This window comes from Streptomyces sp. NPDC048521 (assembly GCF_043199855.1).
GTDB lineage: Bacteria > Actinomycetota > Actinomycetes > Streptomycetales > Streptomycetaceae > Streptomyces.
In genome coordinates this window covers 99,651-122,532 of sequence record NZ_JBICWR010000005.1, presented here as the reverse complement: position 1 = coordinate 122,532, position 22,882 = coordinate 99,651, and the positions used below count along the sequence as shown (strand labels likewise).

18 protein-coding genes are annotated in these 22,882 nt (G+C 71.2%); 17 read left to right on the top strand and 1 reads right to left on the bottom strand.

All coding sequences use genetic code 11. The annotated features are described in order from the left end of the window. Positions 1–31: 31 nt before the first annotated feature. Positions 32–3,178, bottom strand: coding sequence for an ATP-binding protein (locus ACGFRF_RS14185; protein WP_393739566.1), 3,147 nt, complete (start codon positions 3,176–3,178; stop codon positions 32–34). A 418-nt stretch (positions 3,179–3,596) separates the two neighbouring features. Here ACGFRF_RS14185 and ACGFRF_RS14180 point away from each other — a divergent pair, with 418 nt between their 5' ends. The 17 genes from ACGFRF_RS14180 (at position 3,597) to ACGFRF_RS14100 (ending at position 22,636) form a co-directional block, all read left to right on the top strand. Next, positions 3,597–4,856, top strand: a complete 1,260-nt coding sequence (locus ACGFRF_RS14180; RefSeq protein ID WP_393739564.1) for a nucleotide disphospho-sugar-binding domain-containing protein — start codon at positions 3,597–3,599, stop codon at positions 4,854–4,856. 6 nt (positions 4,857–4,862) lie between these two features. After that, complete coding sequence (locus ACGFRF_RS14175) at positions 4,863–5,462, top strand: dTDP-4-dehydrorhamnose 3,5-epimerase family protein (RefSeq protein ID WP_393739562.1); 600 nt, start codon at positions 4,863–4,865, stop codon at positions 5,460–5,462. A 23-nt stretch (positions 5,463–5,485) separates the two neighbouring features. Beyond that, positions 5,486–6,796: a lipopolysaccharide biosynthesis protein RfbH gene (gene rfbH / locus ACGFRF_RS14170; RefSeq protein ID WP_393739561.1), complete on the top strand. Its 1,311-nt coding sequence runs from the start codon at positions 5,486–5,488 to the stop codon at positions 6,794–6,796. A 60-nt stretch (positions 6,797–6,856) separates the two neighbouring features. After that, entirely contained in the window at positions 6,857–8,293 is a 1,437-nt protein-coding gene (locus ACGFRF_RS14165) for an NDP-hexose 2,3-dehydratase family protein (RefSeq protein WP_393739559.1), read from the top strand. Continuing rightward, the gene (locus ACGFRF_RS14160; RefSeq protein WP_393739557.1) at positions 8,260–9,297 is read left to right on the top strand and encodes a Gfo/Idh/MocA family protein; all 1,038 of its coding nucleotides are present in this window, start codon (positions 8,260–8,262) and stop codon (positions 9,295–9,297) included. The genes ACGFRF_RS14165 and ACGFRF_RS14160 overlap by 34 nt, the downstream gene beginning before the upstream one ends. A 52-nt stretch (positions 9,298–9,349) precedes the next feature. Beyond that, positions 9,350–10,939, top strand: coding sequence for an MFS transporter (locus ACGFRF_RS14155; protein WP_393739555.1), 1,590 nt, complete (start codon positions 9,350–9,352; stop codon positions 10,937–10,939). A 1-nt stretch (position 10,940) separates the two neighbouring features. Beyond that, a complete protein-coding gene (locus ACGFRF_RS14150; RefSeq protein ID WP_393739553.1) occupies positions 10,941–12,716 on the top strand; it encodes an FAD-binding oxidoreductase in 1,776 nt (591 codons plus the stop codon). Between the two features lie 245 nt (positions 12,717–12,961). Next, on the top strand, positions 12,962–13,204 hold the full coding sequence (locus ACGFRF_RS14145; RefSeq protein WP_393739551.1) for a hypothetical protein: 243 nt from the start codon (positions 12,962–12,964) through the stop codon (positions 13,202–13,204). 947 nt (positions 13,205–14,151) lie between these two features. Next, complete coding sequence (locus tag ACGFRF_RS14140) at positions 14,152–15,222, top strand: glucose-1-phosphate thymidylyltransferase (RefSeq protein WP_393739549.1); 1,071 nt, start codon at positions 14,152–14,154, stop codon at positions 15,220–15,222. Then, positions 15,207–16,172, top strand: coding sequence for a dTDP-glucose 4,6-dehydratase (gene rfbB, locus ACGFRF_RS14135; protein WP_393739547.1), 966 nt, complete (start codon positions 15,207–15,209; stop codon positions 16,170–16,172). Before ACGFRF_RS14140 ends, rfbB begins: the two co-directional genes overlap by 16 nt. Beyond that, complete coding sequence (locus ACGFRF_RS14130) at positions 16,166–16,654, top strand: flavin reductase family protein (protein ID WP_393739545.1); 489 nt, start codon at positions 16,166–16,168, stop codon at positions 16,652–16,654. The genes rfbB and ACGFRF_RS14130 overlap by 7 nt, the downstream gene beginning before the upstream one ends. A gap of 31 nt (positions 16,655–16,685) precedes the next feature. Next, complete coding sequence (locus ACGFRF_RS14125; protein WP_393739543.1) at positions 16,686–17,627, top strand: NAD-dependent epimerase/dehydratase family protein; 942 nt, start codon at positions 16,686–16,688, stop codon at positions 17,625–17,627. Positions 17,628–17,689: 62 nt separating this feature from the next. Next, a complete protein-coding gene (locus ACGFRF_RS14120; RefSeq protein ID WP_393739541.1) occupies positions 17,690–18,100 on the top strand; it encodes a hypothetical protein in 411 nt (136 codons plus the stop codon). A 95-nt stretch (positions 18,101–18,195) separates the two neighbouring features. Then, positions 18,196–18,654 (top strand): hypothetical protein, encoded by a 459-nt coding sequence (locus tag ACGFRF_RS14115; protein WP_393739539.1) that lies wholly within the window; start codon positions 18,196–18,198, stop codon positions 18,652–18,654. Between the two features lie 427 nt (positions 18,655–19,081). Further along, positions 19,082–20,506: an MFS transporter gene (locus tag ACGFRF_RS14110; RefSeq protein WP_393739537.1), complete on the top strand. Its 1,425-nt coding sequence runs from the start codon at positions 19,082–19,084 to the stop codon at positions 20,504–20,506. A gap of 551 nt (positions 20,507–21,057) precedes the next feature. Further along, the gene (locus ACGFRF_RS14105; protein WP_393739535.1) at positions 21,058–21,564 is read left to right on the top strand and encodes a hypothetical protein; all 507 of its coding nucleotides are present in this window, start codon (positions 21,058–21,060) and stop codon (positions 21,562–21,564) included. Positions 21,565–22,360: 796 nt separating this feature from the next. Then, the gene (locus tag ACGFRF_RS14100) at positions 22,361–22,636 is read left to right on the top strand and encodes a hypothetical protein (protein ID WP_393739534.1); all 276 of its coding nucleotides are present in this window, start codon (positions 22,361–22,363) and stop codon (positions 22,634–22,636) included. Positions 22,637–22,882: the final 246 nt, after the last annotated feature.

Genomic DNA, 22,882 nt, shown 5'->3' with positions numbered 1-22,882 from the left:
CGGCCGCGAGCCACCAGCCGGCTCCTGCGGTTCAACCGCCGGCCGCGCCGGTCAGCTCGCGCAGGGCCGCCGCCCGCAGCTCGTCCCGCCCCAGGGCGGCGTACCTCGACCTCGCGTCGGCGTACGCCGCCCTGTCGGCGTTCTCGGCCGCCTGCCGGGACCGGGCCGAGGACAGGGAGGGGAACTCCCGCACCAGCGGCATCCGCTCGGCCAGCGCCACCAGCCGTACGGCCGCCGTGTCGCCACCGGCCAGCCCGGCGAGCCCGAGTGCCAGCAACACCGTCCCGTACAGCGGGAGTTCGGCCGGGGGACCGGCACCGCGGGAGCCGGACAGCATCCCGGTCAGCCGTTCCCGCAGCTGCCCGGCCAGCCCGGCCACCGGCTCCAGCCGGCCGTGCCGCGCGTGCGCCGCCAGCGCGGCCGACTGCACCTCCAGCGACCACGGATCCACGAACGGATCGCCGGCATACGACAGGCTGTCCTCCCGTATCCGCTCCACCGCCCGGCGCCACAATCCCAGTCCGACCTCGGTCAGCCCACGCGCCAGCGCGATCTCCGCCCGGGCCGGCAGGTCGGGGGAGAAGATCCGGGCGGACTCCTGCGGTCGGTCCAGGGCGGCGAGTCCCAGCCAGTACTCCGCCTCGTCGAACTCCCCGCGCTGGAGACAGGCCAGCACCAGCCCCCAGCGGACGCCGATCGAGTCCGACCAGTCGCCGAACTCACCGAGCGCGCTCAGCGCGGTCCGCAGATGGTCGTACGCCTCCGCGCCCCGCTCCGACCGCAGGCACAGCTCGCTGATCCGTCCGTGACTGAGCAGGTGCAGGGCCGGGTTGCCGAGCGGCTCCAGCGCGGTGAGCATCCGGCGGGCGTACTCCAGCGCGCGCTCCGTCTCGTGCGCGGAGTCCCAGACGTAACTGGCGACGCACGCCGCCACGCCCGCCAGCAGGGGCTCCTCGGCGTCGCACAGCTCCCGCAGCCGCGCGTACTGCGGCGGGCGCATGTCCGGGACGGCACACAGCACGACGGCCAGCGCCCGCAGCAGCGTGTCCGGCGGAGCGGGCGGCAGCCGGCGCAGTGTGACCACCTGGCGGACGGCGTGCGCGCCGTGGCCCATGAAGAGGGCGGCCGCGCAGACGGCCGCCGCGCTGCGGGCCGGCTCCACGTCCTCGGGGTTCCCGGGTCCGGGCCGGAAGCGGGACAGCGGCCCGCCGGTCTCGGCGGCGAGCGCGGCGAGCCGGGCGTAGTTGGAGTCGGTGGCCCACAAGGAGGCCAGTACGGCGGTGACGGCGGCGGTGGTGGGCCCGTCGGCGCGGGCCAGCGCGTACCGCAGGGCCAGGACGAGGTTGTCCTGCTCGGCCCGGACACGGTTCCAGGTGGGCAGCGGATCGCCGGTGAACAGCACGTCGTGACGGGCACGGCCGAAGTCCCGCGCCCAGAGGAGGAACCGGTCGGTCACCACCTCCTCCTCACCGGCCTCGGCGCGCCTGGCGGCGCTGAACTCCCGCAGCGTCTCCAGCATGTGGAAGCGCACCCCGGACGGGCTGTCACCCACCTTGATCAGGGACTGGCCGGCCAGCTGGTCCAGCAGATCCAGTACGTCCCCGGACTCGCCGAGCACGTACTGCGCCGCATCCTCGGTGAAACCGCCGGGGAACACGGACAGGGCGCGCAGTGCCGCCCGGCCGTCGGGCTCCAGCAGGTTCCAGCTCCACTCGACCACCGCCCGCAGCGTGCGATGCCGCTCGGGTGCGTCGCGGGCGCCGCCGCGCAGGAGGGCGAAGCGGTCCCGGAGCCGACGGGAGATGTCGGCGACGGAGAGCACCCGCACCCGGGCCGCGGCCAGTTCGACGGCGAGCGGCAGTCCGTCCAGGTGACGGCAGATCTCGGCCACCCGGTCGGTGGGCAGGTCCACACCGGGCCTGGCCGCCCGCGCCCGCTGCTCGAAGAGCTGGACCGAGGTCGCCGGGGACAGCTCCGGCAGGGCGTACACGGACTCCGAGGTCAGCCCCAGCGGGGCCCGGCTGGTGGCCAGGACCCGCAGTTCCTTCGACCGGGACACCAGCGCCTGGACGAGCCCGGCCGCACCGGCGATCACCTGCTCGCAGTTGTCCAGCACCAGCAGCGTCGGCCCCGTGCCCAGCGCGGCGACGATGCCGCTCACCGCATCCCCGCCGACGGCGAACTGCCGGCCCTCCCCGGCGCCGACGGCCGAGGCCACCTCATCGGCCACGTCGTCGTCGGCGGTGACACCGGCCAGGGGCACGAAGTGCACCACCGGCTGCTCGGCCGCCCGGCTCACCGCGTGGGAGAGACGGGTCTTGCCCAGCCCGCCCGGACCGACGACCGTGACCACCCGGGCCTCGCGCAGCAGACCGGCCACGGCGGCGATGTCGGCGTCCCGCCCCAGCAGCGGGTTCGGCTCGTGCGGCACGCCGTGGCGGACCGGCGGCACATCCGCGCTCAGCAACTCCTGGTGCACGGCCCGCAGCCCCGGCCCCGGATCGGTGCCCAGCTCGTCGCGCAGCGCACGGCGATAGGCGTCGTACCGGGTCAGCGCCGCGGCCCGGCCCGCGGTGGCGGCCTCGCAGCGCAGCAGTTCCGCCAGCACCTCCTCGTCCCGCGGCAGTTCCCGGGCCAGCCCGGCCAGCGGTGCCGCGGCCTCCTCCCGCCGTCCGAGCCGGGCGAGTGCGAGCGCCCGGGAACGCACCAGCGACCGGTGTGCCCGGGCCCGGTCGGCGCGCAGCGCCACCAGCGGATCGTGCAGGTCCTCGCCCGTCCCCGCGCCCACGTTCCCGTCCCACAGGGCCAGGCCCGCCTCGGCCCGGGCGAGGGCGCCCGCGTGGTCCCCCGCCCGCGCACGCTCGGCGCTCGCCGCCTCGTGCAGCAGCAGCGCGGAACTGTCGACCTCTGTCCCGTCCAGCGCCAGCCGGTACCCCGTCGGCGTGCTCACGACCAGCTCGGCACCGACCTGCGCCCTCAGCCGCGACACCAGGATCTGCACCGCCTTGCCGGGCCGCTCCGGCAGCTCGTCCCGCCACAGACCCTCCACCAGCCGCCCGGTGCTGCAGCCGGTGCGCGGATCCTCCGCGAGCAACGCCAGCAGTCCGCGCAGCCGGGGCGCGGTGATCTCCCGTCCACGGCAGGCGACTTCGGGCAGCAGGGTCAACACGGTCGTCACGCGTGCAGGTTAGCCAGCGGGGCGACGGACGGCCCACAGGATTGCCACTCCAGCCGACGGGCCGTGCGGACGCCGAGACGAACAGGCCGGCGTCCGACGTACCGGACCGGCACTCTCGCGACCAGCGGATTCGTGCCGTTCCTGACCGCCGTCTTACATTCCCATGACATTCGGAGAGACGACTGACACGAGCTTTGCGGAACCCTGAAAAAATCGATCTTGCGCGCTCGACCTGCGGCGAAGAGACTCATTATCAGAGTCCGGTGCTTTGTCTTCGAGACCCTGTCGGGACACATATTCGCAGGCGCTTTTCAGAGATGTGCCAGTCCTCCCGATCCTGTTGTGGAAAGACCCCGGGGATTTCTCCCACCCAGCACCGTCCACCCACCGAACGACGGACGATGAGAAGGAACTCACCATGCGGGTCCTCATTGCGGTCGCACCGTTTACCGCCCATCTGTACCCCAGCATTCCGCTGGCGTGGGCGCTGCAGAGCGCCGGGCACGAGGTGCGACTGGCGAGCAACACGGCACTGGCCGAGCAGATCACCGCTGCCGGTCTCACCGCGGTCCGGCTCGGCGATTCCCCTTCCGGACCGCCGGACATCCCCCAGGAGGAGCTGGACCGATTCAGTGAGGCGCTCGCTTTCGAGCCCGGTTCCGCATTCGGCCGGCTCTGGGAGTCGGTCCGGTTCTACGTGCTGCTGAACTGCCGGCGCTACTACCCGGACGCCGAGGGGCAGCAGCCACTCGCCGACACGCTGGTCGAGTTCGCCCGGGACTGGCGGCCGGACCTGGTGATCTGGGACCCGGCCAGTCCCATCGGGTCGGTCGCGGCCCGTGAATCCGGGGCCGCGTCCGCCCGGTTGATGTGGGGTCCCGACTACTTCGGCCTGATCCAGCAGCGGTTGGCGGAACGCGCGTCGCGGAGCGAGTCGCACGCGAACCCGCTGGCCGACACCCTGGCGCCGATATTCGGCCGATTCGGCTACGACTTCTCGGAAGAGATGCTGCTGGGCGACTTCACCGTGGACCCCATTCCCTCGCAGCTGCCCAGGCCGGAAGGGCATCGCACCCTGCCGATGCGCTGGGTGCCGTACACCGGCGCGGCCCCGGTGCCGGAGTGGCTGTCGCAGCCGCCGTCGCGGCCCCGGGTGTGCCTGTCGCTGGGCGTCACCGCGCGTACGGTCTTCGCCGGCCAGGACGAGCGGATCGCGGCCGTGCTCGAGGCGGTGGCCGACATGGACGTCGAGGTGGTGGCCACGATCAACCCCAACCAGCTGGGGAAGGACACGCGCGTCCCCGACAACGTGCGGATATTCGACTACCTCCCGCTCACCCAGGTGATGCCGACCTGCTCGGCGATCATCCACCACGGCGGCTACGGCACGGCCTTCGCCGCGGCCGCGCACCGCGTCCCCCAGATGACCGTCATGGAGGACCTGGGCAGCGCGCTGTGCCTCACCCCCTACCTGGAGTCCAGGGGCGCGGGTGTGACGCTGCACAGCGACGGTCTGACCGCGGAGCAGGTACGCAAGGAGCTTTCCAGGCTGCTGACCGAGCCGTCGTTCCGGCAGGGGGCCGCCGCCGTGTACGCGGACCTGACCGCCGCCCCCGGCCCCAGCGAGATCGTGCCGATCCTGGAGCGGACGGCCGCGCAGTACCGCACCCGGGACTGACCGGACATGGACGTGGTCGAGACCCGGGTGCCCGGCGCGTTCGTGTTCACCCCGAAGCAGATCCGCGACGAGCGGGGCACGTTCTTCGAAGCGCTCCGCTGCGACCAGGTCGAGGCGGTCACCGGGCGTCCGTTCCGGCCCGAGCAGATCAACTACTCGGTGTCCCGGCGCAACACCCTGCGCGGTATCCACGGGGTGGCCGTACCGCCGGGGCAGGCCAAGTACGTCACCTGCGTGCGCGGGGCGCTCCGCGACATCGTCGTGGACCTGCGGGTGGGTTCGCCCGCCTTCGGCGCGCACCACGTGACCCTGCTGGACGCCGAGTCGGGGCGGTGCGTGTACGTGCCGGAGGGGGTCGGGCACGGATTCCTGACGCTCACCGACGACGCCTGCATCTGCTACGTGGTCTCCACGCGGTACGTGCCGGGCACCCAGATCGACATCGACCCCCTCGACCCCGACCTGGCGCTCCCCTGGGAGTTCACCGAGCCGCCGCTGATGTCGGACAAGGACGCTCAGGCGCAGGGGATGCGTGAGGCGCTCGCCGCAGGGCTGCTCGCGGACTGGCGGGACGCCGTGCTGGAGAGCACCGGCGGCACACACTGACGATGGAAATGGGGCAGGCAGGCATGAACGCAGAGCAGTCGAAACAGCAGCTCTTGGAAACGGTCCGCAAGTACCACAGGGAAGCCCAGGAGGATGCGGCCTTCGTCCCCGGGGTCACGGAGATCTGGCCGTCCGGCGCCGTGCTGGACGAGGACGACCGCGTGGCGCTGGTCGAGGCCGCACTGGACATGCGCATCGCCGCCGGGCCCAGCTCCCGCCGGTTCGAGTCGCGGTTCGCCCGCAAACTGCAGCGGCGCAAAGCGCACCTCACCAACTCCGGGTCCTCGGCCAACCTGCTCGCGCTGTCCGCCCTGACCTCCCCCGTGCTGGAGGACCGGCGGCTGCGGCCGGGCGACGAGGTGATCACGGTGGCCGCGGCCTTCCCCACCACCGTCAACCCGATCCTGCAGAACGGTCTCGTGCCGGTCTTCGTGGACGTGGAACTGGGCACCTACAACACCACGGCCGAGCGGGTCGCCGAGGCCATCGGGCCGCGCACCCGGGCGATCATGATGGCCCACACGCTGGGCAATCCGTTCCCCGCCGGGCAGATCGCCGAACTCGCCGAAGCACACGGCCTGTTCTTCGTGGAGGACAACTGCGACGCGGTCGGTTCGCTGTGCGACGGCCGCCTCACCGGCAGCTTCGGGGACCTGAGCACGGTGAGTTTCTATCCCGCGCACCATCTCGCCATGGGCGAGGGCGGCTGTGTGCTCACCTCGGACCTGAAACTGGCCCGCATCGTGGAGTCCATGCGCGACTGGGGGCGGGACTGCTGGTGCGAGCCCGGAGAGAACGACAAGTGCCTCAAGCGGTTCTCCTACCAATTGGGCACGTTGCCACAGGGGTACGACCACAAGTACGTCTTCTCCCACGTGGGGTACAACCTGAAGGCGACCGACCTGCAGGGCGCGCTGGGGCTGGCGCAGCTCGCCAAGCTGGACGAGTTCTGTGCCGCGCGGCGGCGCAACTGGCAACGGCTGCGCAGCGGTCTGGACGGCACCCCCGGGCTGCTCCTGCCCGAGGCGACCGAGGGCACCGACCCCAGCTGGTTCGGGTTCGTCATCACCGTGGACCCGCAGGCCCGCTTCACCCGGGGTGAGCTGACCGCGTTCCTCGAAGGGCGCAAGATCGGCACCCGGCTGCTCTTCGCCGGGAACCTGACCAGGCACCCGGCCTACCTCGACCAGCCGCACCGGGTGGTGGGGCAGCTCACCAACAGCGACATCATCACCGACCACAGCTTCTGGGTCGGCGTCTACCCGGGGCTCACCGAAGAGATGCTCGACTACGTGATCGCCTCGATCCAGGAGTTCGTGGCCGACCGTGGATGAGCGTGCCGGTCCCGCGACGCCGCCCCGTCCACGCCCCTCACCTGGTTAGGGAGTCCCCCCATGTCCCCGAACGCCCTGCTGCGCCCCCGTGCCGACATCGAGTTGCCCGGCAGGCTCGCCGATTCGCTCATCACCACGCAGGGCGCGGTGCTGCGCACCGAGGAGTTCTCCGGCTGGCTGGCCGGCCACCGGCGGGCGCACGCGTTCCGCGTGGACCGCATCCCCTTCACCGAGCTGGACCGCTGGTCCTTCCACCCCGACACCGGCAACCTCGTACACGACAGCGGTCGCTTCTTCACCGTCGAGGGGTTGCACGTCACCACCGAGGCCGGGCCGCACCGGGAGTGGCACCAGCCGATCATCAAGCAGGCCGAGGTGGGCATCCTCGGGATCCTGGTGAAGGAGTTCGACGGGGTCCTGCACTGCCTCATGCAGGCCAAGATGGAGCCGGGCAACCCCAACCTGCTGCAACTGTCCCCGACGGTGCAGGCCACCCGGAGCAACTACACCCGGGTGCACCAGGGCGCGCCGGTGCGGTACCTGGACTACTTCGTCGAGCCGGGACGGGGCCGGGTCCTCGCCGACGTGTTGCAGTCCGAACACGGTGCCTGGTTCCACCGCAAGAGCAACCGCAACATGATCGTCGAGGTCGACGACGACATCGAGCCGCACGGCGACTTCTGCTGGCTCACCCTCGGGCAGATCGGCGAACTGCTGCACCTGGACAACGTGGTCAACATGGACGCCAGGACCGTGCTGGCCTGCGCCCCCATCGGGGCCGTGGACCCCGACCGGGCCCGCGACCCGTTCGTGGCCGCGCTGGCCCGCTCCCGGCACGCCGGGGCGCTGCACTCCGACGTCGAGCTGTTGTCGTGGTTCACGGCGGAGCGTGCGCGGCAGAACGTGCGAGCCGAACGGGTGCCGCTGGCCGGACTGCCCGGCTGGGTCAGGGGCACACACGCCATAGACCGGCCCGACGGCCGGTTCTTCCGGGTGGTGGCGGTGTCGGTGCAGGCCGGCAGCCGCGAGGTGAGCCGCTGGACCCAGCCCCTGGTCGAGCCGCGGGGCCTGGGCGTCACGGCCTTCGTCACCCGGCGGATCGACGGGGTGCTGCACGTGCTCATGCGGGCCAGGGCGGAGGCCGGCTTCCTGGATTCGCTGGAGCTGGGACCCACCGTGCAGTGCGTGCCGGGCAACCACGACGACCTGCCGCCCGAGGACCGTCCCGCCTTCCTCGACCTGGTGCTCTCCGCCGACCCGTCGATCGTCCGGTACGAGGCCGTGCACTCCGAGGAGGGGGGCCGCTTCCTGAACGCCGAGAGCCGCTACCTGGTGCTGGAGCCCGAGGAGGACCAGGTGCCCCTCGAACCGCCGCCCGGCTTCTGCTGGGTGACCGTGGGTCAGCTCACCTCACTGGTCAGCCACAGCAATTACGTCAACGTGCAGGCCCGCAGCCTGCTCGCATGCCTGAACGGGATGCTTGCGGGGGCGCGGTGAGCGAGCGCGACGCGGCGACGGTGCGGATCGGCGTGCTCGGCTGTGCCGACATCGCGCTCCGCCGGATGCTGCCGGCGATGGCCGCCCGCCCCGGCGTCGAGCTGGCGGCGATCGCCAGCCGCGACCCGGCCAAGGCGGCGGAACAGGCCCGCAGGTACGGCTGCCGCGCCGTGCCCGGCTACGCCGAGTTGCTGGACCGCGACGACGTCGACGCGGTGTACGTGCCGCTGCCGACAGGGCTGCACGCCGAGTGGGTGGGGGCGGCGCTGCGGGCAGGCAAGCACGTACTGGCGGAGAAACCGCTCACCACGGACGCGACGCGGACCGAGCGGCTGCTCGACGAGGCGGCCGCGCGTGGCCTGGTGCTGATGGAGAACGTGATGTTCGTGCACCACGCGCAGCACGCCGAGGTACGGCGGCTGCTGGCCGCGGGCGCCATCGGCGAACCGCGGTCCCTGCACGCCACGTTCGCCGTCCCCGCGCTGCCCGATGACAACATCCGCTACCGGCCCGAGCTGGGCGGCGGCGCCCTGTGGGACGTGGGCGTCTACCCGGTCCGGGCGGCCCTCCACCTGCTCGGGGCCGGACTGCGGGTGGCCGGTGCGGTGCTGACGGAGGGTCCGGGCCGTCGGGTGGAGACCTCGGGGGCCGCCCTGCTGGCGACCGGGTCCGGGGTGACCGCGCAGCTCACCTTCGGTCTCGAGCACGCCTACCTGTCGGCGTACCAGGTGCGCGGCAGCGAGGGCCACATCACCGTGGACCGGGCCTTCACCCCTCCCGCGGACCACGTCCCGGTGCTGCGGGTGGCACGCGGGTCCGGGGTGGAGGAGCTGCGGCTCTCCCCCGACGACCAGGTCGGCAACACCGTGGACGCGTTCGCGGACGCCGTACGGGCCGGGGCCCACCACGATCCCGACTGTCTCCGGCAGGCGCGGTTGCTGGAGGAGCTGCGCGCCACGGCCGTCAGGGTGCGGCGGGAGGATCAGGCCTTGACCTCAACCTGACTTGAGCTTTTAGGGTTCCGTTGTCCAGCGTTCACAACGCAAGGAGATTCCGTTGAGTACCGACGTCGGTCAGGCGGCAGCACCGCGGGCGACCCGAAGAGAATGGTTAGGGCTGGCGGTCCTCGCGCTCCCCACCATGCTCATCGCGATGGACCTGACCGTGCTGCACCTGGCACTGCCCACTCTCACCGCCGACCTGCGGCCCGGCAACACCGAGTTGCTGTGGATCGTGGACATCTACGGTTTCCTCATCGCCGGCTTCCTCATCCCCATGGGCGCGATCGGGGACCGGATCGGCCGCCGGCGGCTGCTGCTGATCGGCGCGGTCGCCTTCGGAGTGGCCTCGGTGCTGTCGGCGTTCGCGGTCAACGCGGTGATGCTCATCGCCGCTCGGGCGCTGCTTGGCATCGCGGGCTCCACCCTGATGCCCTCCACCCTCTCCCTGATCCGGGTCATGTTCCAGGACCCCAAGCAGCAGGGTGCCGCCATCGGGGCCTGGACCGGCTTCTTCGGCCTCGGCACGGTGATCGGGCCCCTGATCGGCGGTACCTTCCTGGAGTTCTTCTGGTGGGGCTCGGTCTTCCTGCTCGGCGTCCCCATCATGCTGCTGCTGATCGTGTTCGGCCCGCTCGTGCTGCCGGAGTACCGGGACGAGTCGGTCGCCCGCCCGGACTTCATCAGCGCGATCATGTCCATCCTCGGAATCCTCGCCCTGATCTTCGGACTCAAGCGGATCGCCGCGGACGGCCTGCAGGTGGAGTCGGGCATCGCCATCGTCGTCGGCCTGGCGCTGGCCGCGCTCTTCATCTCGCGTCAGCGCCGGATCGAGCAGCCGCTGGTCGACCTCGCGCTGTTCCGCAAGAGCCTGTTCGGCACCGCGCTTGTCATGCTCGTGCTATCCACCCTGCTCTCCGCGGCCTCGCAGTTCTTCGTCATGCAGTACCTGCAGCTGGTCCGCGGGCTCGAGCCGGTTCAGGCCGGGCTCTGGTCGCTGCCCACCACCATCATGATCATGATCGGCGCGATGGGGGCGCCCAACCTCGCGGGCCGCATGAAGCTGAGCACGCTGCTCACCGGCGGCCTGGTGGTCTCCGCGGTCGGCATGGTGGTGCTGGCCCAGGTCAGCGGTCCGGACGACCTGTACATCGCGGTGGCAGGAGCGGCCGTCACCGGCCTCGGGCTCGGACCGATGGTCTCGCTGGGCACCGCACTGATCGTGGGAGCCGCCCCGCCCGAGCGGGCCGGCGCCGCGTCCGCGATGGCCTCGACCGGCACCGAACTCGGCAGCGCGCTGGGCGTCGCGGTGATCGGCAGCGTCGGCTTCGCGGTGTACCGGGCGAACCTGGACGACACGCTCCCCGAGGGGCTGCCCGCCTCCGCCGGCAAGACGGCCAAGGACACCCTCGCCGCCGCGGTGGACGTCGCCCACCAGCTGCCGGCAGCCGAGGGCTCCCGGCTGCTGACGGCGGCCCGGGACGCGTTCGTGGAAGGCCTGCAGGCGACCGCGATCGTCGGCGCGGTACTCGCCGTGCTGCTGGCCGTAGCGGCCGCGACGCTGCTCCGCAACGCCCGGATGCCCGGCCCCCCGCCACTCGCGGAGGCGGACGACGCGGCGCAGTCCTTCGAGAAAGTGGACAACTGACATGCTGGACAAGAACTCCACGCCCGACGCCGTCCAGACCCCCGTGGGCGTGTGGACCGGTCGCGTCCACCACGACGACCAGGCCGGCTCCTCCTCCACCATCTCGTTCGCGCCCGACGGAACAGTCGCGCTGCGCACCCCCGTCAGCGTCGGCACCGGACTCTGGAGCGCGGGGCAGCCCGGCCGGTTCTCCTACGAGTTGACCGAGATCTTCACTCCGGCCGCCGACCGGTCGGGCAGCGTGCAGATACAGGTCGAGGCTCACCTCGAGGAGGACGGATACCGCGGGACCGGCACCGCCAAGGTGTACACCGCCGACGGCGTGCTGGCGCACACCACCACCTCGGCCGAGTTCACCGGCGACCACCTCACCGACGGCCCGGCGGTCTGGCACGACGTCGTCAGCCTGGGCGCGTCGATCCGCGGGCGCACGCTCCACCCCGGTGACGACGGCTTCGAGGAGGCCGTCTCCGGCTGGCTGCTGACAGTTCAGCACCGGCCCGCGGCGGTCGTGGTCGCCGCCGACGCCGCTGACGTGGCCGCCGCCGTCCGGTTCGCGGCCGAGGCGGGACGCCCGGTCGCGGTGCAGTCGACCGGGCACGGCAAGTCGGTACCCGCGGACGGCGCCGTCTTCATCACCACCCGGGAGCTGCGCGAGCTGTCGGTGGACCCCAGTGCCGGCACCGCCAGGATCGGAGCCGGACTGCGGTGGGGCGAGGTGGTCACGGCAACGGCCGAGCACGGCCTCGCGCCGCTGTGCGGCTCCTCCGAACTGGTCGGCGTGATGGGCTACCTGACCGGCGGTGGGCTCCCCCTGACCGGCCGCACCTACGGATTCGCCGTCGACCACGTCCGCTCGCTGGACATCGTCACCGCCGACGGCCTGCTCCGCACCGTCTCGCCCGACCAGGAGCCCGACCTGTTCTGGGCCGTGCGGGGCGGCAAGGGCAACTTCGGTGTCGTGGTCGCGGCCGAGATCGAGCTGTTGCCGCTGCGCACCCTCTACGGCGGCAAGATCTGGTACCCGTTCGAGGACCCCACGTACGCCGCCCAGCTGCTCGGCACCTACCTCGGCTGGATCAAGGAGCAGCCGGACGAGATGTCGTCCACCGTGACGCTGCTCCGCTTCCCCGACGCGCCGCAGCTGCCCGACGAGTTCCGGGGCCGTTCGTTCGTGCAGTTCCGGGTGGTCTACATCGGGGACGAGGAGCAGGGCGCGCGGCTGGTGGAGCCCTTGCGCGCGTTCGGCCCGGAGAAGGACACCTGCGGTGCGCTTCCGTACACGGAGATCACCGAGATATACGACGACCCCAAGAACCCGGTCATGGCGCACCTGCGCAGCGCGTTGCTGCACGACCTGGACGACGAGGCCGTGAAGGAGCTGGTCTCGTTCATCGACCCGACGGTGCCCGCGAGCCCGCCGTTCCCCAGCCTCGAGATACGCCACCTGGGCGGGGCGCTCAACCGGCCGCCCCGCCGCTCGCACCCGGTCAGCACCCAGGGCGCGGCCTTCCACCTGTGGATGCGGGCGGCGGCTCCGGCCGAGCAGGCCGACGCGGCGCACAAGGCCTCCGCCGAGCAACTGGAGCGGCTCGGCCCCTGGGACACCGGCGCCATGCTTCCGGGGTTCCTGTTCGACCACGACTCGGATCCCGAGCGGGTCAGGCTGGCCTACACCGAGGCGGACCACCGGCGGCTGGCCGAGCTGAAGGCCGAGTACGACCCCAACCAGCTCTTCCGTATCAACCACAACATCCCACCGCTCCGTAGGGGCTGAGGCGGCGGGCCGGGCGGCCGTACGCGCTGAAGCGGCGGGCCGGGTGAGTGCCGAGGTGCTGCCGGGGCGCGCCAACTCGTCGGGGTGCAGGGCCGTACCGGCTGAGGTGGCGGGCCGGGTGAGTGCCGAGGTGCTGCCGGTGGTGGCGGCGCCCGGGCCGCCCGGTGGCTGGTGCCCGCCCGCTGGGGCGGCGCGGAGCGCAGCCACACGGAGCTGACCGCAGCGGGCGCGCGCATCGGCGAGGCGTGTGCCTCGACGGCCCGGTCGGCCGCCTGCTCCGCCCGGTCTGCGGCCCGCCTGCCCGAGCAGGGCCGGCCCGGCACCTCGGAAACAGCGCCGAGCACGCCGACCGAGCGCTGCTCACCGGCCCGCCCGCAGGGCCGACGTCCGGCGGACAGCCGCTGGGGCTGCTCGCCGTGCCACGCCAGGAGCACATCTTCGAGGACACCTCGGACTCCCTCGGCATGCGCCACTACGCGAACAGGTGATGCGCGATGCCCGGGTCGACCGTGTGGACCGTCCGCCCACGCCGAACCTTGCGCTGAAAAGGGCTGGCCTTCGTCGCCGCGGTGCCGGCGCGGCCCGGGCTGCGCCGGCACCGGCGGTGGTCACGCGGATCATCACGCCCCAGCCGCTGCGCGGGAAGGCGCGGCCGCTGACCCGCCGCCCGACAGGGCCTAAGGCGCCCTGCCCCAGGACACCGAGGTCGGCCGTCACCGCCGACCCGCGCGTGGACGGAGTGACCCCGTCCTCTCCGTCATGGCCGCCCCCGCCGGACCCCCGAGGCGATCGCGCGGGGAAACGGGCCGGGGCCCGGAGCATCGTCGCGCTGTCGTCGTAGTAGGTCCGCGACGACGCCCCGAAGCGCCAGATCCGTCAGGCATCGCGATCTGGACGGGGCAGATTCCGGGGGTGAGCTGGACCGCCCCGGTGCACGAGAAGGACATCGCTGCGGTGTTCGCCGATGCACCGCTGACGACCGGCGAACTCCTCATCGTCACACCTCTGTTCAGCAGTCCTCCCTCGTCCGCGCAGCCGACCGGACCCGCATCATCGGCGAGGTGCGCGACCGGGCGCGGCGCGGGAGGAGTGGCTCGGGGTCGGCATACCCCCGCCCGCTGTTGAGGCACGGCCGCGGGGCGCGTAGCCGTGGGCACGGTCGGCGAGGAGATGACCGCGTGCATGCCGGCCGACATCGCCGACAGCACGCTGGAATCCCTTGGTCCCCGACGGCCACCCGATGGCTGCCCGAGACCACCCGATGGCCGCCGGAGGCCCAGGCGTCCGGAACGGTCGAGGCGGTCACGGGCAGGCCGGCGCTTCGGTGAGGGGGCCCTGGAGAAACGCCGCCGTGTTCCGCGGGTGAGTTCGGCCTGATCCGGCCGGCGGTGCGACTCGGCTGGACGTCAGCCGGGAAAACGGAAGGGGAGATGAAGTGAAGGCTTTGGTCCTCGCCGGAGGCGCGGGAACCCGGCTACGGCCGATCACGCACACCTCGGCCAAGCAACTGGTACCGGTGGCGAACAAACCGGTGCTCTTCTACGGACTGGAGGCGATCGCCGAGGCCGGGATCACCGACGTCGGCATCGTGGTGGGCGACACCGCGCCGGAGATCCAGCGCGCCGTCGGCGACGGATCGGCCTTCGGCCTGAACGTCACCTACCTGCCACAGGCGGCCCCGCTCGGCCTGGCGCACGCGGTGCTGATCGCACGGGAGTACCTGGGCGACGACGACTTCGTCATGTACCTCGGGGACAACTTCCTGATCGGCGGCATCTCGGAGCTGGTGGAGCGGTTCCGCAAGGAGCGCCCGGCCGCCCAGATCCTGCTGACCCGGGTCGCCGATCCGCGCCAGTTCGGTGTGGCGCAGCTGGACCCCGACGGGCGGCTGATCGGGCTGGAGGAGAAGCCCGAGAAGCCCAAGAGCGATCTGGCGCTGGTCGGGGTCTATCTGTTCACCGCCGCGGTGCACCCGATCGTGGCGGACCTGACCCCTTCGGAACGGGGCGAGCTGGAGATCACCCACGCCATCTCCGGGCTGATGGACGCCGGGCACCCGGTGGCGGCGACGATCACCGAGGGCTACTGGAAGGACACCGGTAACGTCGCCGACATGCTGGAGGTGAACCGGCTCATCCTGGAGGGGATGGAGCCCGAGGTCGCCGGCGTGGTGGGTGACTCGGAGCTGATCGGCCGGGTGACGGTGGCGCCGGGCGCCGTCGTGCGGGGGTCGCGCATCGTGGGCCCGGTCATCATCGGGCCCGGCACCGTGGTGGAGGACTCCTACGTGGGACCGTTCACCTCGGTTGCGGAGAACTGCCAGATCATCGACAGCGAGCTGGAGTACTCCGTCGTCCTGCGGGGGGCCTCGATCTGCGGAGTGCGGCGCATCGAGGCATCCCTCATCGGCCACGAGGTGGAGGTGACGCCGGCGCCACGGACGCCCCAGGCGCACCGTCTGGTCCTCGGTGATCACAGCAAGGTGCAGATATGCGCGTACTCGTGACCGGCGGCGCCGGCTTCATCGGATCGGCCTACGTGCGGGAACTGCTCACCGGTGCCTATCCGGCCTGGCGGGGCGCCCAGGTGACCGTGCTCGACCTGCTCACCTACGCGGGCAACCTCGCCAACCTGGCCCCGGTGGAGGGCCGGTTCACCTTCGTGCACGGCGACATCGGGGATCCCGCTCTGCTCGACCGGGTGGTGCCGGGGCACGACGTGGTGGTGAACTTCGCGGCCGAGTCCCACGTGGACCGCTCGATCGCGGGGGCCGCCGACTTCGTGCGCACCAACGTGCTCGGTGTGCAGAGGCTCTTCGACGCCTGTCTGGAGGCCAAGGTCGGGCGCGTCGTCCACGTCTCCACCGACGAGGTGTACGGCTCCATCGACTCCGGTTCCTGGGACGAGACCGCGCCGCTGGCGCCGAACTCGCCGTACGCCGCTTCGAAAGCCAGTGGTGATCTGCTCGCACGCGCCTATCACGTCACCCACGGGCTGCCCGTGGTCATCACCCGGTGCGGCAACAACTACGGGCCGTACCAGTACCCGGAGAAGGTCATCCCGCTCTTCGTGACCCGACTGCTCACCGGGGGCACGGTGCCGCTCTACGGGGACGGCGGGAACGTGCGGGACTGGATCCACGTCACCGACCACTGCCGGGGCATCCAGGTCGCCGCCGAGCGGGGGGAGGCCGGCGAGGTGTACCACATCGCGGGCACCCGCGAGCTGACCAACGTCGAGCTGACGGATCGGCTCCTGAGCGCCTGCGGGGCGGGCTGGGACAAGGTGGAGAGGGTGCCGGACCGCCTCGGCCACGACCGACGCTACTCCCTGACCGACGCGAAACTGCGTGCACTCGGCTATGCGCCCCAGGTCTCGTTCGAGGAAGGGCTGGCCGAGACCGTCCGCTGGTACGCCGAGCATGCCACCTGGTGGCAGGGGACGGGACTGTGCTGACCCAGCGCAGTTTCCGTGACGTACTCGGACGTTTCAGCACCGGAGTGGTGCTGGTGACCGCGGAGACGGACGGCGGGCCGGCCGGTATGGCGGTGAACTCCTTCACCTCCGTGTCACTGGATCCCCCTCTGATCGCGTTGTGCGCGGCACTGACCTCGACCACCTGGCCTGCCATCCGGGCCACGGGCGGCTTCGCCATCACGATCCTCAGCGATGCGCAGGAAGCGGTCTGCCGGACCTTCTCGGAACGCGGTGCCGACCGGTTCGCCGGACTGGACTGGGTCCGCACCCCGGCAGGGCGGCCCGTGACAGCGGACGGACTCGGCTGGCTGGACTGCCGGATCAGGACGGTGCAGACCGAGGGGGACCATGAACTGGTGATCGCCGAGGCGGTGGACTGGTCCACGGGAGCGGACGGGAGACCGTTGATATTTCATTCCGGCCGCTACGCCGGCCTGAGGGAGCGATCACGTGCGGAATGACGTCGCTGATGACGATGCGGGGACTTCCCCGGTGACCGGTGACCCGTCCGGTGAGCCGCGACCGGTCGTCGCCGTCCTGGGGGCCACCGGCTCCATCGGTAGGCATGTGGTGTCGGCCTTCGAGACGACGGGCTACCGGGTCCTCGCGGTCGCCAGGAAGCGTCCGCCGACGGTCGCCGGGCGCGCATGGGCCGAGGTGGACCTGTCGGCGACATCGAGTGCGGAGATCGCCGAGATCCTGACGACGGCCGGTGCCCGGCTGGTGGTGAACGCCACCGGAGGCTGGCTCGCCTCGACGGAGGAGAACCAGCACGCCCATGTCGAGCTCGTCGAGCGCCTGCTGAACGCCGCTGCGCTGATGCCCGCACCACCGCGGTTCGTGCAGATCGGCTCCATCCACGAATACGGTCCGGTGCCGCACGGCACGGTGATCGACGAGTCGTACGAGCCGAACCCGCGGACGCCGTACGGCCTGTCGAAACTGGCCGGCTCGAATGCCGTGTTGCGGGCGAGCCGCGCGGGCCACGTGCAGGGTGTCGTGTTGCGTGCGGTGAACGTCTTCGGCCCGGGCGTGGCGGCAGGCAGCTTCCTCGGCTCGGTGGTGCGCAGGCTCCGCGAACTTCCGGCCGGAGACCGGCTGCGGCTCAAGGTGGGCCGGTCCGAGCGGGACTTCGTCGACGTACGGGATCTGGCCGATGCGGTCGTACGGGCGGCCACGTCCTCGCTCTCCGGTCGGGCCGTCAACATCGGGCGGGGCGAGGCCCTCGACATGCGCCGGATGCTCGCGCTGCTCGTCGTCGAGGCCGGGCAGGACCCCGACGTGCTCGAGTTGACCAGCGGACCGGTGCCCTCGAACGGAGGGGACTGGACCCAGGCCGACGTCCGGCTCGCCGAACGCCTCCTGGGCTGGGCACCGAAGACCTCCGTCCGGCAGTCGTTGAGGGACATGTGGGAGGCCACCGCCGACCACTGACGGTTCAGCTCGGTGAGGGGACCGGGGAACCATGGGTGGGGTATTCGATGTCGTGTCCTGGCGTGGCCACAACCGAGCCGACATCCACCTCCTGCCTCCCCTGGGCGGGCTCCGCACTGTTCGGAGCCGCCATGGGCTGCGTCACCTGGTCGCTGACCGTCTGGGCGCGCGCGTACTGCGACGCGGGTTACGACGCCGGCGGACGCTTCGAACTCAACTTCTTGCTCCCCTTGCTCGTGGGGGCCGAAGCACTCGTCGGACTGGTGGCGCGGGCCCTCGGCCGACGCCTGGTGCCTCGCGCACCGACGGCGGTCCGCGTCTCACTGCCGACGCTGCTGGTGGTAGCCGCGACGGTGGGGACGGCATGGTGGTTCTTCGCGACCCGAGGAACCCTGGCCGACTATCCCGGCGACTCCGGCCTGTGCCCCGCGACCAACGTCCCACCACAGTGGCCCGACTGGATCCCCGTCTGACCACTAGGTGCCCTACCTGGTACACCTCTGTCAGGTGGCGGGGTTCGAGCACCGAAGACAAGGGAGGCGACCGCCTCCACCCCGGAAGGCTGCACATGAAGTACGTCACCGCCGTCTGGGATGACGGAGGGTTCTACGTGGATGCCAGGGCCTATCTGGCCGAGCTGCCGCGCCTGCGCGCCCACCTGCCCCCGGGCGCCCGGTCCTTCGCCACCGACCCCGGCCACTACGACATCGCGGGCGCGACCCGCTGCGTCAAGGACCTGGAACTGGCCGGGGTCCACCTCGCCACCGACAAGAGCGGCAGCCTGGTCCTGGACCTCGCGCCCAACAAGTTCAAGCACGACTCCGGCCTGCGCATCAGCTACTCGGGCGTGACGCACTTCTCCATCGACCATGGACACTCCATCGACTGGATGCCGGTCGACACCGTGCTCCTCGACGAGATCCTCCCCGACGAGAACGGCGGGTGCCTGCACGAGATCGCGCTCACCGACGCGTCGATCACCGTCCGCTGCGAGGATCTGCGAGCCGTGTGGGGGGACCCGAGCTGAGGAGTGGCTGTCTCCCGTCAGGCGACGACGACCCGGCGGGCGCACCGCCCGAGAAGGACTTCCGGGCGCGGATCACCCTCGCCTGCTCTATCCGGTGCCGGAACCCGGCGTTCCCGCGATGCCGGTCAAGGTCGCCCGCTGGCCGCTGGAGCGGGACGGCAAGCCGGACGGCGCGACGACGGTCACGGACCGTAGACCGGGGTGACCCCCTCTTCGTCCCGAAGCACATCGGATGAGCCCTCCGCCCTGGGCGAGCAACTAGGCAACTTCCCCCAGGCGTTCACCCACCTCGCCCTGGTCACCGCGGCTATGGCACTCGATGAAGAGCTGGAGAAGGCGCAGACCGCACCGCGCCACGGCAACCACGGGCATCCGGCAACGTATGGCCTCACGGCGCCTGACGAGGACAGGGGCAGGGGCAGCACCGGTGACTGAGACGGCCGGGACGAGGGAGCCGACGGGGCAGAGACGCGTGCTGGCCGCCCTCGCGCTGGCACAGTTCATCTGCAGCTTCGCGGGCTCCAACATGAACGTGATGATCAACGACATCAGCGAGGACCTGGACACCACTGTCCAGGGCGTCCAGGTGGCCATCACGGTCTTCCTTCTGGTGATGGCCGCGCTGATGATCCCCGGCGGCAAACTGACCGACCGCTATGGCCGCAAACGCTGCTTCACGACCGGCCTGGTCGTCTACGCGATCGGGGCCCTGCTGAGCGCGGCCGCGCCCGGACTCGGTGTCCTGATCCTGGGGAACTCGATCCTTGAAGGCATCGGCACGGCACTGCTGATCCCGCCGGTCTACATCCTCACGACCCTCCTCTACCCCGACATCACCGCTCGCGCCCGCGCCTTCGGGGTTGTCATGGCCCTGGGCGGCATCGGAGCGGCGGCCGGGCCGCTGATCGGCGGGCTGATCACCACTGCGATCAGCTGGCGTGCGGCCTTCGTGTTCCAGGCCCTGGTGATCGCGGTGATCGTCCTGCTCAGCCGTCGCATCGACGACCCGCTGCCCCCGGATCCGACCCGTTCCTTCGACACCGCCGGCGCGGTCCTCTCCGCCGTCGGCCTGGTCCTCGTCGTCATGGGCATCCTGGCCGCGGACGACAACGTCTGGCTCATGATCGCCCTGCTGGTTCTCGGTGCCCTGGTGCTCGGCTGGTTCTTCCGCTCCGTCCGCGCCAAGGAAGCGTCCGGCCAGGAGCCGCTGCTGTCCCTGAGCCTCTTCCGCAACCGCACCTCCAACCTCGGCCTCGCCACGCAGAACACTCAATGGCTGCTGCTCATGGGCACGTCGTTCACGGTCGCCGCCTACCTCCAGGTCGTGCGCGGCTACGACGCCATCGAAACCGGTGCCATCTTCACGGCAGCCACCCTGGGCCTGCTGGCCTCGTCCCTGTCCGCCGAGCGCCTGGCCCGTCGGCACCCTCAGCGGACCCTCATCATGTCCGGCTTCGTCGTCTCCATCGCCGGCGTGGCGGCCCTGATCATCCTGGCCGGGAGCTTCTCCACCGCGTGGGCGTTCGTCCCCGGGCTACTCCTCATAGGTCTCGGCCTCGGCGTGATGCTGACCCCGTCCGTCAACGTCGTCCAGTCGAGCTTCCCCGAGGAACAACAGGGAGAGATCTCGGGCCTGTCCCGCAGCGTGTCCAACCTCGGCTCGTCCTTCGGTACAGCCATCGCAGGCACCATCCTCGTGGCCGGCCTCACCAAGGGCGCCTACGCCGCTGCGATGATCACCCTGGCCGTCATCGGCCTCGGGGGCCTCGCCGCGGCTGCGTTCCTACGCCGAGACCCACACCCTCCGACCGTCCGAGCCTCCAGGTCTGCTCCTCCCAAGGCCCACACCTAGCGCCGTTCCAGCCAAGCTACTGAAAATCAGCCACGACGGCGGATGAGACAAGGAAGCACCCGTCATCTGGGCCTCCAGCAACCCCGCTCCGGCCTCAGCCACGTTGTTCTAAGCGCAGTCCCGGCCGGGGACCGGGCCGCGCACGCCGCGCTTGTGCGGCGCCTTGAACCCGTAGTTGTTACTCAGGCTTCGGATCCCAGGGTGCGAGTGAGTGGCGTTCGATGTACGCCTTGCGCGACCGCGGCCTGGCGACGGTTGAGCCCGGACGACCCGGAGCACGCTGATGGGGACGGCGCAGGTAGTCGCGGTCTCCTCACCTGCGCTGATGGTCCGCAGGCGTCCCTGACTCGTCCGCTGTTGTTCGTCGGCGTTGTCACGCAGTTGAACACTCATCTGAGGCTGGCACGGGATCCTGCAGGGCCCGCCGTCAGGGACCGAGCACGCCGAAGGCCCCGAGTTGATGATGGGGGCCTGCCTCCGGTCGACAGAGACCCCGACCCAGCTTGCGAAAGCGGCCACCCCCCACCTGGGCTCACTGTTACGTTCGCCGGATGGCTGATCTTGTCGGACTCCTGCAGATCCTCGGTGCCGGCAGCGTGGGTGGGCTGGTCACGCAGTACGTAAGCGCCGGCCCCGAACGTCGCCAAGCTCGTGCAGCTGCCCGGAGCGCCATGAGCGCCTTGGAAGAAGCGGTGTGGTCTGAAGGCAGACAAGAGGAGTGGGGGCAGCTCCGCTCTGCTCAGCATGCCTTCGAAGCAGCCGCATTGATTGCTGGCGTTCCTCAGGAAGTCGCCAGCTGGTACGTGAAAACAAGGGCTGCCATCTACAGGGAAAGTCGTCGAAGCTGGGAACAGTATCCCGATCCTGAATACGGTGGAGGAGTCAAGGTCGAGTACCTCCGAGCGCTCAATGAAGCGACTGCCTTGGTCTACGAGGCTCTGTGGCATCCACACCGGTCAAAGCTGCTCTGGCGACGGAGACTCAAGGCGGCGCGAGCAAGGGGGCGAGCGGCTGTCGCAGACTCGTTCACCGCTCTCCGCGCTCTAGAGGATGAGTAAGCGAACATGCCCGACGAGATGGCCTGTTAGGTGAACGAGGTCGAGGTGCGCTCATTCGAACGTCTCGGGTGCCTGAAGCGCAAGGGGCCTCCAGGCAACCGACTTCGGACTTGGAAAAACCCAAGTTTCTTGGGGCTGTAGGAACAAGGAATGTTCTTCGGTTGCTGGCCGTGCAGCGGCTTCGGCCACGCTGACCAGCGAAAACGGCGGTCGGTGCGGCTCTTTGGGCGGGGCTGGTCCGAAATGGTCCGGATCTTGAGACGCTGGGGAGGGGGATGCCGTCGACACCTGCCTCGGGGGCCGCCGTACCCGGGACATCGCCCGCACCCACAGCGTCCCGGTCCGGTGTGGCGACATGCTGTAGGCCGGCATGGGCCGGCCGCCTCTCCGGCCGAGCCGCGCCCGGCGGTGTGCAGGGGACGGGCCGGGCGGGACGCTGGGCCGTCCGATCCACCTGGTTGGCCGGGCGGGCCGGCTACCGCGCTTCGCGCAATCGCAGTTACTCAGCGCGGCCGCCCCCGGGTGCCCAGGACGGGTGGGGGAGAGGATGCGACGCTGGAGTGAGGGGCCCGCGAGTGGAGGTCCGAGTGCGTCTCTTCCGGTCCGGGGCCCTCTCCTTCGGGCCTGGCGACCATGTCCCGGTGCGGCTCAATGGATGCGACGCGGAATCGTGCGGTCAGTCTGTGAGCCCGCCGGCCGGGGCACCACCAACCAGCGTCGCCAGGCGGCCTTACCGCGTGGATCCGGTCCGCCGGGACCGGGACCGCGCGACCGACCTGGAAGGCAGGTGCGTCCCATGCGCACGTCGACCCGTATCGCCGGTGCTCTCACCGGCCTGGCCCTCACCCTCGGTGGTGCCCTCCTCGCCGCTCCCGCGGTCCGGGCGGACATCCCCGCCTGCACACAGATGGCCGAACTGGCCGGTGCCACCGCTTCCGACTCCGTCACAGCGGCCTGCGGCCGCGGCGTGGTCGGCGACCTGCAGGGTTGTGTGACCGGGCTGACCGGGGCCGGAGTGCCAGGCGGCGCCGCGACCGGTGCCTGCCGGGCGGCGGCCCACGAACCGCGTTAGCGGACCGCGCGGGGCAGCCGCCCGCGGCGGGACCGGTCGGAGGCAGGTACGGCCCGTCTCCTCCTCAACCCCGGCCTGCCCGGACCCAACGCGGCCCCGGTGGGCAGTCTCGACGCCAAGGACATCGACGTCGCCCCGCTCCCACCGACGCGCACGCGGCGTACCGATGCGGCCGGTCGAGGTCGGTGACGTCATGCCTCTCCGGGGCCGGGCAGTCACCGCCCGGGCGCGGCGCCCAGCCTCGCC